Source organism: Halococcus salifodinae DSM 8989 (assembly GCF_000336935.1).
In the GTDB taxonomy this organism is placed as follows: Archaea; Halobacteriota; Halobacteria; order Halobacteriales; family Halococcaceae; genus Halococcus; species Halococcus salifodinae.
The window spans coordinates 46,760-60,014 of sequence record NZ_AOME01000088.1 but is presented as its reverse complement, the minus strand read 5'-3'; the positions used below and the strand labels follow the sequence as shown (position 1 = coordinate 60,014).

The following is a 13,255-nucleotide window of genomic DNA, read 5'->3' as shown; positions in this document are numbered from 1 at the left end:
GGGTCAGTCGTTCGCAACGACCGCGTGTGGCTCGAGCATGGCGTACTCGTCGAGCAGAGCGATCGTCGCCAGCCGCAGCGCGTGCGACCATCCCAGCGGCGTCGCGCTGTCAGGCGTACCGTCGTCGAACACCTGTTCCGGCAGCGAGCCGTCGTCGCGGGCGAGCGGGCCGTCGGGCAGGACGAGTGCGAGCAGGTCCCGTGCTGTTGCGGCCAGTTCCTCGGCGCGTTCGTCGTCGCGCTCGGTGAGCATCGCGGCGAGCGATCCGGCGGCGTACGCCCCCCACGCCGTCGAGACGGTCCAGATCTTCTCGTGGGCCTGTTCGCGCCGTCGCCAGTCGTCGCCATCGTACCGAACGAGCCCGGCAACCGCACCACCGTTGGGGTCACGACGGAGCGCAGAAACGAGCGTCGTGATGTGTGATACGAGCCGATCGAGACGCTCGTCGTCGACACGCCCGACACGAGCGTACTCGCGGTGAGCGTTGACGAGCGCGAACGTTGCCGAATCACACCGTTCGTCGAGTTCGCCGGCGGCGTCGTGGTTCGGGCCGTACTCACGCAGCGCGAAGATCCCGCGCTCTTCGACCCAGAGATCGTCCAAGCCGTCATAGACCGCATCGGCCTGCTCGGCCGCTCGGTCGTCGAGCGCGCCGTCAGTAGCGGCGACTGCCGAATACGCTTCGAGGGCGGTGGCTGCGGTGTGGGTGAACCGTCCGGTCATGTCTTCCCACGCGTTCTCGCCGGCGACCGGTCGGCCGTCGCCGGCGAGATCGTCGTCGAGCGCGTCGAGTGCACGGCACAGTACGTCACGGTGATCGTCTTCATCCCCGTGCGCCGCCAGATAGGCCACGACACTCGCCGTCTGATCGGCTTGATAGTCCTCGTGCTTGTTCGTCTCCAGCCGACCGTTGGCCCAGCCCGGTGCGAGCGTGCCGTCGAACGCCCAGACACGGTGGGGCCACGTCCCGTCGTCGCGCTGTGTCGCGGCGTAGGCCGCCGCGCTGCGGGCGTGCCAGTCGTCGAGCCCGAGATCAAGTTGCCGGTCGGCATCGAGGAGGAACGACGAGGTTTCGGCGTCGTCGCGGAACCACGAGTAGCCGTACCCTCCCGAATGGGCGTAGTACGGGTCGAACTCCGGGCCAGCGATCCGGAGCCCCGACTGCCCGGTGAGCGACGAGAGCACCCGGAGATCCATCCCGATCGCGTCGGCGTGGGGATGGTCGGTAGTGAGGGATGGAACGGTTCGTCGGCCAGCTGTCCGTTCGAGTGTGGCGGCGTCGTGGTCCGCTGCGGCCGTTCGAACCACGTCAAGAGCGGTCTCGCGTGATCGGTCCGTACGTCTCGTCAGGAGCGTCGCTACCGTCGCCGTCCCGTTCTCGACCGGAATCACACAGTAGACGTCGCCACCCAGTACGTCTTCCCCCGAGGTGTGCGCCTCGTCCTCTCGGGGATACGTGGAAGGCGTCCGGTCGAGAAGGGCTGCAAACCCGTCGAACCCGGAGCCGCAGATCGTCTCGAACCCTGTGGCACTTGCGAGGTAGTCGGTTTCCGCGGTATGGTAGAGTTCGATCGCATCACCGTGGTGGAGCTGTCCAATGCGCGTGTCACGCCCGTCCGGAGCGAACCCGACGCCGGCAATCATGTCGAGTGACTCCTCGGCCGCACTCACCTCGACGTGGGTGACGTGAATTTCGTCGAGTGTGAGGTCGTACTGAGTTATCACTCCGTGCTCGGTCTCGTGATCGGTGACGACGAGGCCAGTGTCGTCCTCGTAGTGCTGGGTGCTGTGTCGGGCGTCGAACCACGTTGGCTCGGCCTCGTCGGTCGGCCGAACGCCGAACCGGGAACGAACGATCCCGGTCAGTCCCACGAGCGGATAACTACAATCCCGTATCGACCCGTTCTCGTCGACGTGAACGAGCCGCCCGTCGAACCCGGAGAAACGTCCGGCTGTCGTCCGTCGTTCGCCTGGGAACCGGGTAGCATCGCCCCGGTGGCGTTTGTAATCGTCCAGCGCGTCGCGGAGGTGCATTGAGACGAACGTCTCCCTACGGCGTAATAACTTTGGTGCAATTGTAGTTCAAATCTCTTCGGCAATCGAAACGGTCAAACCTCTCGGTGGCGAGCCGTGTGAGTATGCACCACCCTGGACCACCGCGCTTTCTCCACGTCGGGGAGTCGGTCGAGCTGGCACCGCGAAACCCAGACATGTCGGCGGCGTTCGTGTGGCGAATCGTCGACCAACCGGCCGAGAGCAGCGTGACGATCGGCGACGGGGCGGTCGTCCATCTCGCGCCGGACGTTCCTGGCATCTACCGCGTCGAACTCGACGCTCCCGACGATGTTCACACCCAGACGGTGCGCGCATTCCCCGATCCCCGCCGCGAGGAGCGCTTCAGCGTGGCCGCCGACGAGGTGGATGGAGACCTCGACGGCGTCGACCACGCCGCCGTGATCGGACAGTTCAACGACTTCACGATGGGGATGCATCGAGCCGAGCGCACCGGCGAGGGTGATCGTTCCAGTGAGCACGCTCGTGCCGACGGGAACGCGGGCGACGAGTGGTCCCTCGACGTGGCGCTTCCACCCGGCACACACGAGGCCATCTTCGCCTTCGACGACGAGTTCGAGCCGCACGCGACGAGCGAGGTCACGGTCGAGGGTGCCGGCCGACCCCGAGTTCGACTCGACGGACAGCGCGAAGACGACGAGATCGTCGTGACCGCGACGGCCGACGCCGCCCCTGACGGGAGCGTGCCGAGTGTCGAGTTCCATCTCGACGACCGGGACGCCCTCACGCGCGACGCAGTTACCGCCGACGGTGAGACGTTGCGAGCCCCCGTCGACGTGCTCCCGAAGCTATCGCGCGTCCACGCCGTCGCCGTCGCCGAACGCCACAGCATCGCTGACACGCTGACGATCCACATCGAGCAGACCGACGAACGGACGCGGACCGTCTCGTTCGACCGTCCCGCCGATCCGCCGGCGTGGGTTTGCGACGCGACTATCTACGAGATTTTCGTTCGGGAATTTGCCGGCGATACCGTCGACACCACGTTCGCGGCGATCGAACGACGAGTTCCCTACCTCGAATCTCTCGGCGTCGATGCTGTCTGGCTCACGCCGGTCTGTGAGAGTCCCACCCGCCACGGCTACCACATCACCGATCTGTTCGACACCGCCACGGATCTCGGCACCCGCGAGGAGTTCGCGTCGCTGGTCGATCGCCTCCACGACGCCGGCATCAGGGTGCTCTTCGATCTCGTGATCAATCACACCTCCCGTGACCATCCGGCCTTTCAACTCCAGCGAGCCGGCGTCCCCGAGTACGCCGATCACTACGAACGAGTTCCGACCGCACAGGACACGACGGGCGTCGACTGGGCCGGCGACGACGCGCCCGGCCACTACTTCACGTGGTCGAGGATTCCGAGCCTGAACTACGACTCCCTCGCCGTCCGCGACTGGATGCTCGACGTGGTCGACGAGTGGGCCCCGCTGGTCGACGGGTTCCGGTGTGACGTGGCGTGGGGCGTCCCCCACGGCTTCTGGAAAGAAGTCCGCGAGCGCCTGAAAGCACGCGACGAGGCGTTCCTTCTGCTCGACGAGACCGTTCCGCGGGACGCCGCCTTCCGGGAGAACGAGTTCGACGTCCACTATGACACCGACCTGTACGCTGCGCTCCGCGAGATCGGCATCGGCGACGCATCGGCAAGCAGTCTGTTCGACGCGCTCGACGACTCGCGTCGGCACGGGTATCCCGACGAAGCGCTCCACATGCGCTACGTCGAGAACCACGACGAGGACCGCTACGCGACCGACTGTGACGACGGCAGTCTGCGACCCGCCGCAGCCGCGACGTTCACGCTCCCAGGTGTCCCCATGATCTACTACGGTCAGGAACGCGGCGTACCCACAGATCGCGGTACGATGCGCTGGTACGACGGCGACGCCGACCTGACCAAGTTCCACCGGCGGCTCGTCACGCTCCGCAATGAATATCCGGCGTTCCGCGCCCCCGGCGTCGAGCCCGTCGCATGCGACATCCACACCGGCGATCCCGACCGCGTCGTCGCCTACGAACGCGGCACCGCGGACGAGCGGCTGGTCGTCGTGTTGAACTTCGACTCCGACCCAGCGATCGTGGCTCCCGATCGAGCCGTCGAACAAACTGATCTATTCGGCGGGTCCGTGCGGAACGGGAACGGTATCAGAGTCGACAACATCGCCGTCCTGCCAACCAGCGATCAGGGATGATGAGGGTCCTGGCGCAGCGACGACGTGCATCACCATCGGATACTGTAAGTATCAGCCGCTGTGAGCGAGCGTCATGAACGACCCCTCGATCGAGCAGCTGTTACAGCAGTTCGGTCTGTCGGACAAGGAGATCGACACGTATCTGGCGATTCTGGAACAGGGCGAAGCGAAGGCGAGCGTCATCGCCGACGAGGCGGACGTCTCCAAACGCCACGTCTACAGCGTCGCGGAGACCCTCACCGATCGGGGGTTCGTCGAAGTCAACGACCACGTCGTGCCGACGACGATCCGGGCACACCCGCCCGAAAGCGTTGTGGATACCCTCGCCAATGGTCTCGAACGGATGGAGCCGGCGCTCGAATCGCGGTTCTCGCAGGCGGCTCCCCGTTCGGAGAGCTTCGAGGTCGTCAAATCGCGCGTCACCGTCCTCAAGCGCGTCGCCGAACTGCTCGGCCGTGCAGAAGGAGAGATAATGCTCGCCATTCCCCATCGACTGCTCGACGACATCGCCACGGAGCTGCGGGACGCGATCGAGCGTGACGTGCTCGTTGTGCTACTGGTCACGGGGACGGATCCGGACGACGACCTCGACCTCGATGGGCTGGCCTCAGTTGCCCGCGTGTGGGATCAGCCGACGCCGACGATACTCACCGTCGACCGGGAATTGGGGCTCGTCGCTCCGCCCGAAATGCTTTCACAAGCGAACAACGCCGCGCAGGCGATCGTCTTTGCACAGGAACAGCTCGGTCCAGTCATCGTGGGCTCGTTTCTCGGGAACTACTTCCCGATGGCCTCCGAGATATACGCGGCCGATCCGGAGCCGCTACCGACGACGTACCGAGATTTCCGCCACGTGGTTTTGCAGGCAGCGCTCCACATCCGCACCGGTTCTGCAGTCCACGCACACGTAACCGGTCGTCCCCTTCACGGTAAAGACGGCCCGACCGAACTCGATGGTCTGGTCGTAGATGTCCGACAATCACTCCTCGAACCAACGAACAGCTCGTTCCCCGTCGAGAACACCCTTATCATCGAGACCGATAACGGAACGTACAATGCCGGCGGACAAGGCGCGTTCGTCGAGGACTTCGAGGCGTCAACGGTGAAGCTCCAGTCCGTCTGATGGCTTCGTGAATCGTTCATAGGACGAACAGACATTGTAGGCGTTTATTCGCCACGAAGGTGAGTACCATGAATGCAACATTTTCTTTCCATTGTAGTATAGAGCATGGGTTTTGTTAGTAAATGGTGAAATTAGTCGGTGTGCGGCGCAGATGCAACTAAGCTGGTGCTCGCAGCGGCAAAACCCTTAGTGAACAAACGACAATACGCTACTCATACCGTGGACGAGACGATCCAGTGGCTCCGAAACCGATCACAGCATCAGGGCCGTATCCAGTATCACGAGCGTGTCTCTGGTCGTGAAGCCACACGGGCGGATCTTGATCTCAACTATCGCCTCGAAATGGCGCTCGCGCGTCGCGATATCGAACACCTCTACCAGCATCAGGTGAGTGCTATCGAAGCCATCCGTGACGATCAGAACGCCGTCCTTGCTACGCCGACTGCTAGCGACAAGAGCCTCGCATACACCATTCCCGCGTTCGAGCGCGCAATTGACCACGGTGGACGAACCCTCTATCGCACCTCAGCGGCGCTCATCAACGACCAAGAAGAAACCCTCGCGACACTTGCCGACGATATCACCGCCTATCAGGCTGCGCTTAAGCAGAGTCGTCGCGAGGAAATCGAGGAAGGTCTTCACGACGGCTCGATCCGTAGTGTCTGGAGCACGAACGCACTCGAACTCGGGGTCGACGTCGGTGGCCTCGACATCGTTCTCCTCAACGGATATCCAGGCATGCGGATGAGTACCCACCAGCGCGCAGGACGCGCCGGTTGAGGAGAAGAGCCGAGTCTTGTCACGCTTATCGGCGGGAACGACCAGCACGATCAGTACCTGATGGCAAACCCCGCCTCGTTTTTCGACGGTGATTCCGAGCATGCGGTGGTCAATCCCGAAAACGACCAGCTCATGTCTGAGCATGTGTGTAGCGCCGCGACTGAAACCTGGCTTAAACCCGATGATACTCACCATTTCGGCGATGACTTCCCCGAGTTGGTCGCTGATCTCGAAGAGGCAGGGACACTCGATCGGCGGGATACGAACGCTGGCATCCGTGGTTCTACGAGGGTGATGACAGTCCCCAGCACGAGATGAGCCTCCAGACTATTGATGACCGTGAGGTCAGACCGGCCGACCGACTCCAGAATGCGACGATCGCACGCCTCCCGTTCGCGGATGCGCTCCGGGACGCCCATCCCGAAGCGATATACCATCATCAGGGGACGACCTATGAAGTCGCCGAACTCGATCTCGATCGGGGGCAGGCACTCCTTGAATCGACACAGACCTCTGAGTACACTCAAGCACTCAGGGACAAGTAGATCACCATCGAGCGCGACCTCGACGAGTTCAGTCTCTACAGTCACCCGGCTGTTGCGGTTCGATTCGCCGAGGTAACCCTCCACGAGCAGACCGATAGCTATCTCCGCTTCGGAGGCACGAACGATGACGGGACCAGGGTACTGCTCGACGAACCGAGCACCGACCAATCGAGAGTGCGACGAACGATCGCCGTACTCGTCGCGGCAGTTCTCTTGAGCCCGGTCGCAGTCATGAGACCGCTCGCTATCGTGGGTGCGCAGGATCAGGAGACGGCAGCGAATACTACTACCGGAGGGAACGTGACGAACGCAACCACGAACACCAACGGCAGCGTGAGCGTGACGATGTAGCCGTCGCCGCAGATACGGAACGTCACCGCGCGGTCGGTCACGCTCCTCCGAGGGCAGGTATATCATTCTCCACGACTACGTGATCAAACTCTCCGAATAGCGTGAGGTGAGTGCGATTGCCGTTACGATCACTGCGTTCGGTATCGGGAACAATGTCGCACTTACACATCGATGACGGGGAGGGGAGGGTCAATATGATATGACAAGAACCAGACCTACGACTTACACATCGATAACGAAGCCACCGAAGTTCTGCTGGATAGTACTTCGTTGCCGGTACAGAGTCGCTATGACGAAAACGTTGAATGCAACCAATAGGATCCTCCTAGCGCCAAAATAGACATCGATTATGGTGGGCATTTATATGCCTCCAGAATGCAGCAAGCGTATGGCCGGGAGCGATCAAGGGAAAACGGATCAATCCACCCTTGGAGAAGAAAAGACGCGTTCTGAAAAGGCGGAAGACGAAGCTGAAGTCGCCTCAGAAAATGTCGCCAGTAACTCCGAATCGATAAGTGATGCTGTATATGCGGGAGAGAACTCGCAACGCACCATCCAGGATATGCTCGATGAGGAGGGGGGTACGTCGGTTTTCGCCAATAGAGATTTGGTCGAACCAGATACGATCATCGACGAGGAACGGATCGTCGGTCGCGACGAACAGCTCGAATCAGTAGTTTCATTCTTAAAACCCACCCTCCAGGGGAATCGGCCGCCGAACATGCTGCTATATGGACCGGCAGGAACAGGGAAATCACTCATTATTGGAGCTGTTACTCAGCAAATCATCGAACTCTGTAAGTCGAAAGATGAACACTTCGGCGTCGTCGCGATCAATTGCCAGCCGATCAATACCCTTGACCAAGCGGTCTACGAACTCGTTCAGACGGTCGCGAAGAACATGGGCGCAGAGGTTGGCGTCCCTGAGACAGGAGTATCGACCAAACGCAAGTACCGTCGTCTGTACGAACTCATCAACAAAAATTATGACTCGGTCATATTCATCCTCGACGAGATCGACCTCTTAATCGGACGGCGTGCGAACGATGAACCGGCCTACTCGAAGCTTCTCTACCAACTCTCTCGTGCGAGTAACACAGATGAGATAGAGGGACGCGTCTCAGTTGCGGCGTTGACGAACGACCCAAAATTTATGGAGAACATCGATGGCCGCGCAGAGAGCTCATTTAACCCTCGAGACGTCTACTTCCCCGACTATGACGCCAATCAGTTGCGACAAATTCTTAAAAACCGGCGGGACGCCTTCCAACCAAATGCACTCGAAGAGGACGTGATTCCACTGGTGGCAGCGTTCGCAGCACAAAGCCACGGTGATGCTCGGAAAGCGATCGACCTGTTCCGCGGTGCTGGCGATCTGGCTAACGAGCGCGGAGATGAAGAAGTTCTCGAGGAGCACGTTCGTGAATCACAAGAGGAGATTGACAAGGATCGGTCGTTGAAACTCGTCGAAGGTTTGACCACACAGAAGAAAATATCGCTATATGCAACAGCGGCAGTTGCTCGGTACTCCAAACGGACAGGGAGTTCAGTTCCAAGTCCGGTCGGATTCAAAGTATATCAGTGGGTTACTGACGAACTCGATGCAGATCAAATGACTCGAGAAACCTATGTCAAATACGTTAAAGAGCTCTCCACGTATGGGTTGATATCGACATCAAGAAAGAGTCGAGGACGTGGAGGTGGGATGTACATGGAGTTCACATTCACGGAAGATCCAACAGCGATTATGGATCGGATCGTCAAGGGCACGAGGCTAGAAACCACCGACGGCCAAGAAGAACTCCTTCAGTCGGTTGTTAATGCACAGTTGGACGAATTCCACGAGATGTAAGAGGCATTCCCATGTCGTGGCGTACCTCTATAGATCCACCACACCCCGTGTTCGATGTGTAATTCCCACCTTCGTCGGAGAATTGTATGAAATTGTAGATAATAACCCGTCACACTCTTCAGCCGGCTGAGCCTGATTGTTCAGGACAATTCTATTCATGAACAGCCTTCGATATGCTCTATTGAAAATGGACGGCAGCGACGGGATTTCTCCGTAATGAGTTTGAGGAAACGAGGTCGAGAAGTCGATTATGGGAGTCGCGCTTCTCGACCTCGTTGAGACAGCACTGCGTGTAGCCAAACAAGCGTTGGGGAAGCGAGCGGGCAAGCCCGCCCGAGTCGGGCTTGCCCGCGAGGCTCACATCGTCGCACACTGTATTCGCAAGGAAGAGGCCACAGCTACGCCGAACTCGTCGATCGGTTGAGCCTCATGCCGGAGATATATGATCGGCTCGGCCTTCATCCAGATGCATTGCCTGACCCTACCGCGTTCTACCACTCACTCGATCGGTACGCGATGTACATCTGTCGGGCGTTGCTGCGCGTCTCAGCGCAGCAACACCCGCAGTCTGGACACGTCGCATTGGACAGCACATTCTTCGAACGGAAGCAAGCCTCTCAGTACTACCTCCAACGATGTGGGCGAAGCGTGAAGACGATCAAAGCAACGACGTTGACCGATACAAAGTCGCTTGCGGTGCCGGACGTCCATTGCTGTATCGAGCACGAACACGACACGAAGGCTGGCCCGCGGGTCGTCCGCCGGAACGCGGACGACCTGCGGTCCGTGGCTGCTGACAACGGCTTCCAGGACTGGCACACCGAATGCGAAATCGCCGCACTGGACGTTGAATACCTCGTTCAGCACCAAGGATCGAAATCGATGGCTACAGCGAATAACGCTCTCATCCGAGCGAAGGGCTACACCCAGCGGTGGATGTCCGAAACCTCCTACTCGACGGTCAAGCGAACNTTCGCGGTTCTGGTATCGCCAGTTCCGTGAGATCGTTCTCCTGTTCGCGCTCAACAACATCAAGAAGCTCGCCAAGACGCTATGATCGTACTCTCGTACCGCATTTTCAATAGAGCACTTCGATAAAGGTCTGAATGTGACCCCCTCCCCCCGTCATCGGAGTGTAAATCCTCGGTAGAGGAGGGGTACAGAGGACGAGAAACAAGACACAGATCGCCGGGAGAAACCACGAGAGCTACGATTCCACAAGAAAGAGCCATCACAATAACTACTAAAGAAATAGCTGTCCCACTTAGCTCCTTGAAGAGACACTCCTTCGAATCCTTGTGATTAACGGCAATACGGTTCTGGTTCTAACGAGTGGTATATAAAACTTCGTCAGACTAGTAGCAATCATAGAACATGAACCGGTTTTTGTGTCTGAATCTCTCTTCGTCCCGTCTATGCCTCTTCTGGGTTATTTCGACTGTTTCCGTCCGCAACTCCCCTCCCGCTCTCTATAGTTTACACATCGATGACGGGGGGGGAGGGTTCCGAGAATTGTTGAGTGATTGTGTCCAAGTCTACCGTGATCTGGCGACACCCTACTCTTGTGGGTTCACAGGCGCGATATATTCGTTCTTCCAGGAATCGCCTTCCCTCCACTGCCAGTAGTAGTAACGGTACGATTTCTCGCTGGTTTCCTTCGTGGTCTTCACCGTGATGTACGCTCCGCTGGTCGAGACATCCTCGTAATCCTCTGGATCTATCGAAATATCGCGTTCTTCCAGCTCCTCGAATTCATCTTCATCGACTTCTTCTTTAGCCCGTCGACGTTCGAGTTCTTCTTGGCGCTTTTGACGTTTCCATTCTGCCAGGTCAGCCGCATATGCTGCGACTGCTTCCAGACGTTCCGGGAATTGCTTCTCAAGTGGCTCGTGAAGGTACTTCGGCAACTCCGGTGCTGGCGGTTTCTCTGGGATGTCCTCGCTCATAGTTACCCCACTAACAGCGAATCACATCAATTTGTGGGGTAACTTTGACAACAGCGAGATGTACCCCCCGTCATCGAAGTGTAAAACACCACCTTTCGGCCTGTTGCGGCTGAATATCCGACATACCTTCTCGATGAAGATAGACAATCATTCCTATTTCTACCTAGGTAGCACATGATAACTAGACAATCTCCCGTGTGATTGATGGTGAACCCTCAGTTACCCCACGTAAATGAATATCCTCTAGTATGTGGGGTAACTTTGTCGTCCTCTTCAGGGTTTGTAGCCACGTGTTGGCAGTCTCGCTCCCATACTCGAGGTCACTGCCCTTCCCCGAGTGCTGGACGGTCTCGCCGGCGAGCGCCGCCCACTTCTCGACGACTGCATCGCCGAAGTGCCGGCAGCCAAGTACTACCCCGAGATTCAACTCGCCGAGCGCGTTCGAGCCGGTGACATTCCCATAGTGATCAACCGCGGCGACATCGTCCTTGATGCGTTCCTTGACCGCGGCGCGGGCTTTCTTCGTGGTGATGACGCCGGGTTTGGTCGTGGCGATGAAGGTATCCTGGCGCAGCTGCATTGCAGCGTACTCCTCGGCGACGGATTTCACGAGCGCAACGTCTCCATCGAAGTTCTTGCTCTGGGCGGATCCGGAGTAGGTGTTGATGTGTGGGCTGGTCTGGACCACCTAGAGATTGAGCACCTCTCGAAGGAACGCGCGGCGTTCGCGAGCGGTTTCGTGGACGTCGGTGCCGGTGGCGAGCGACCAGAGACGTTCACGACCGGTGGCATTGAGCCCGACCACCGAATTCTGCGCGTTGCCACCGGCGAAGGCAGGCGGATGGTGAACGACAGCGCTGTGGTGATTCCTATCGACGATGATCGTTTCACGGCCGAGGCTCATCCGCTTGAGGTTGGTACCGTCCTCGTGGTCGAACGAGAACGAGTCAGTCTGGATGGTAGTCGCGGCCCCGTCCTCATCGTCCTTGGGGGTGATCACGCCGTGGAGCAGGAGATACGCGAGCGGATGTGCGTAGCCATCGCGAACGTGGAGGGCGAGCTCCCGGCAGCCCTCTTCCCGCCATCGAGAGCCTGATAGGCTGCCTCACGAGGCTGTCAGCGCCATCGTGGCGCTCGCGGAAGTCGGTCACGGCATCCTCGACCATCGTGGTGAGATCGCCGCCGAAGTGGTCGAAATCCTCGACGACCCCGCCACCGAGAGTGACTCCGTCATCGAGTTCGACGGCCGCGGTCGCGAGAGGCGGGAGTACCGCGTCCTCGATGCGCTCGACCGTCTGTCGGCTGACGTTCTCAGCGTTGTCGAGGACGGAGCGAAGTCCCGCACAGGCGTCCTCGATCGCCTCGTCGTCCCACTCTGGGCCGAGGTCCTGCACGCGTCCGAGAACGCTCCTGAGACTGGACTCATCCGCATCGGCTCCGTGGTCGTCAGCGGTGATGGACGAACTCGTTTCGAGGATGTCGTCGACGACGGCGTGTGTATCGAGCACTCGCTGCATGAGGTCGAGGTGGTGATCTGCGGTGGCGACGGCGTCGATCTCGGAGGTGGCGTTGCCGCGGAGCCACGCCCGGACCCACTCGTCGCTCCAGAGGTCCTCCTCGAAGAGCGTCTGGCGGTCCTCGACGTCGCTGCGGAGCGCCCGGGCGAACCACGTGGCGTGGTCGAGATAGATCTCACCGAAGCGCTCGTCATAGACGTCGCCGGGGAACTCGTCGATAGTGATGGTGCGGTCGATGACTTGGGAGTCCTCGCCAGTCTCGGAGTAGTAGGTGCGGGTGCCGTCGACGTAGCCGTGGCCATAATTCCCGATCAGGATGTCCTTGGGGTTCTCGGGGTCGCTGGCGGCCTCCCACGCGTCGGCGTACGCGCACGTGCCGTCGTGGTGGTGACAGGGCAACGGCTCGCCGAACAGCGCTTCGTCGTGAGTGTGGATGTCCTTCGGCGCGTGACCGAGATGACGGGCGACGTGAACCGCGAGCATCCATGCCTCGCCGTGTTCGCCGTTCGCGACCGGACAGCTCCCGCGCTCGAGGTGGATTTCCTCGGAGTCGTCTTCTTCGACGGAGACGTGAATTCCGATGGCGTCTTCGGAGCCGTCGTCATCCTCGACGACCGGTTCGTCGATGCGCTCGGCGAGAGCCTCGAACTCTCGGAGTAGATCCGTACTCTCCTTGCGGATCAGGCTGGCGGCCTCGTAGATCGCGGGTTCGCTGGGTCTGACCTCGCTGAACACGGGAAGGTGCATGTGGCTCATCCCGCGGGTGCGGGCTTTCTCGGCCACCTCGGCCATGAGCTCCTTTCGGGGAGCGAGGTAGAGGGCTGGATACTCGTCGGCGTTCTTCACTACAGAGGTGGTCTTGCCAAGGGCGGGAAGGGCGGT

The 13,255-nt window shown here is 60.0% G+C and carries 12 protein-coding genes and 1 pseudogene; 7 read left to right on the top strand and 6 right to left on the bottom strand.

Annotated features, from left to right (window positions below):
• Positions 1-3 precede the first annotated feature (3 nt).
• Positions 4-2,034 (bottom strand): glycoside hydrolase family 15 protein, encoded by a 2,031-nt coding sequence (locus tag C450_RS18955; protein WP_005046345.1) that lies wholly within the window; start codon positions 2,032-2,034, stop codon positions 4-6.
• 104 nt (positions 2,035-2,138) lie between these two features.
• Between C450_RS18955 and C450_RS18950 the strand changes: the two genes are divergently transcribed.
• The 5 genes from C450_RS18950 (at position 2,139) to C450_RS23050 (ending at position 6,707) form a co-directional block, all read left to right on the top strand.
• Complete coding sequence (locus C450_RS18950; RefSeq protein ID WP_005046343.1) at positions 2,139-4,259, top strand: alpha-amylase family glycosyl hydrolase; 2,121 nt, start codon at positions 2,139-2,141, stop codon at positions 4,257-4,259.
• Between the two features lie 73 nt (positions 4,260-4,332).
• Positions 4,333-5,382 (top strand): TrmB family transcriptional regulator, encoded by a 1,050-nt coding sequence (locus C450_RS18945; RefSeq protein WP_005046341.1) that lies wholly within the window; start codon positions 4,333-4,335, stop codon positions 5,380-5,382.
• A 219-nt stretch (positions 5,383-5,601) separates the two neighbouring features.
• Positions 5,602-6,162 (top strand): helicase-related protein, encoded by a 561-nt coding sequence (locus C450_RS23060; RefSeq protein WP_049910457.1) that lies wholly within the window; start codon positions 5,602-5,604, stop codon positions 6,160-6,162.
• Positions 6,163-6,222: 60 nt separating this feature from the next.
• Positions 6,223-6,480, top strand: coding sequence for a hypothetical protein (locus C450_RS23055; protein ID WP_049910456.1), 258 nt, complete (start codon positions 6,223-6,225; stop codon positions 6,478-6,480).
• Complete coding sequence (locus C450_RS23050) at positions 6,477-6,707, top strand: hypothetical protein (protein ID WP_049910454.1); 231 nt, start codon at positions 6,477-6,479, stop codon at positions 6,705-6,707. Before C450_RS23055 ends, C450_RS23050 begins: the two co-directional genes overlap by 4 nt.
• Positions 6,708-6,970: 263 nt before the next feature.
• Here the strand turns inward: C450_RS23050 and C450_RS23295 are convergent, their stop codons facing one another.
• Positions 6,971-7,099 carry a hypothetical protein gene (locus tag C450_RS23295; RefSeq protein WP_275039289.1) on the bottom strand — a complete coding sequence of 43 codons (129 nt, stop codon included), beginning with the start codon at positions 7,097-7,099 and terminating at the stop codon, positions 6,971-6,973.
• Between the two features lie 521 nt (positions 7,100-7,620).
• On the opposite strand from C450_RS23295, the gene C450_RS18925 reads away from it, so the two are divergent.
• Complete coding sequence (locus C450_RS18925; protein ID WP_193790534.1) at positions 7,621-8,910, top strand: orc1/cdc6 family replication initiation protein; 1,290 nt, start codon at positions 7,621-7,623, stop codon at positions 8,908-8,910.
• A gap of 250 nt (positions 8,911-9,160) precedes the next feature.
• Positions 9,161-9,967 (top strand): annotated as a pseudogene (locus C450_RS18915) (transposase).
• Positions 9,968-10,466: 499 nt separating this feature from the next.
• Here the strand turns inward: C450_RS18915 and C450_RS18910 are convergent.
• The 4 genes from C450_RS18910 to C450_RS18895 all read right to left on the bottom strand — a co-directional run bounded on the left by C450_RS18910 (position 10,467) and on the right by C450_RS18895 (position 13,219).
• Complete coding sequence (locus tag C450_RS18910; protein ID WP_005046337.1) at positions 10,467-10,856, bottom strand: hypothetical protein; 390 nt, start codon at positions 10,854-10,856, stop codon at positions 10,467-10,469.
• A 181-nt stretch (positions 10,857-11,037) separates the two neighbouring features.
• Entirely contained in the window at positions 11,038-11,544 is a 507-nt protein-coding gene (locus C450_RS22195; RefSeq protein ID WP_005046335.1) for a hypothetical protein, read from the bottom strand.
• Complete coding sequence (locus tag C450_RS18900; RefSeq protein ID WP_005046333.1) at positions 11,545-11,856, bottom strand: hypothetical protein; 312 nt, start codon at positions 11,854-11,856, stop codon at positions 11,545-11,547.
• Positions 11,834-13,219 carry a hypothetical protein gene (locus C450_RS18895; protein ID WP_005046330.1) on the bottom strand — a complete coding sequence of 462 codons (1,386 nt, stop codon included), beginning with the start codon at positions 13,217-13,219 and terminating at the stop codon, positions 11,834-11,836. Before C450_RS18895 ends, C450_RS18900 begins: the two co-directional genes overlap by 23 nt.
• Between the last annotated feature and the right edge of the window lie 36 nt (positions 13,220-13,255).

Excerpts from the sequence above, each read along its gene's own strand:
- C450_RS18955 (WP_005046345.1), bottom strand. The coding sequence starts at position 2,034 with ATGCACCTCCGCGACGCGCTGGACGATTACAAACGCCACCGGGGCGAT.
- C450_RS18950 (WP_005046343.1), top strand. The coding sequence starts at position 2,139 with ATGCACCACCCTGGACCACCGCGCTTTCTCCACGTCGGGGAGTCGGTC.
- C450_RS18945 (WP_005046341.1), top strand. The coding sequence starts at position 4,333 with ATGAACGACCCCTCGATCGAGCAGCTGTTACAGCAGTTCGGTCTGTCG.
- C450_RS23055 (WP_049910456.1), top strand. The coding sequence starts at position 6,223 with ATGGCAAACCCCGCCTCGTTTTTCGACGGTGATTCCGAGCATGCGGTG.
- C450_RS23050 (WP_049910454.1), top strand. The coding sequence starts at position 6,477 with ATGAGCCTCCAGACTATTGATGACCGTGAGGTCAGACCGGCCGACCGA.
- C450_RS18925 (WP_193790534.1), top strand. The coding sequence starts at position 7,621 with ATGCTCGATGAGGAGGGGGGTACGTCGGTTTTCGCCAATAGAGATTTG.
- C450_RS18910 (WP_005046337.1), bottom strand. The coding sequence starts at position 10,856 with ATGAGCGAGGACATCCCAGAGAAACCGCCAGCACCGGAGTTGCCGAAG.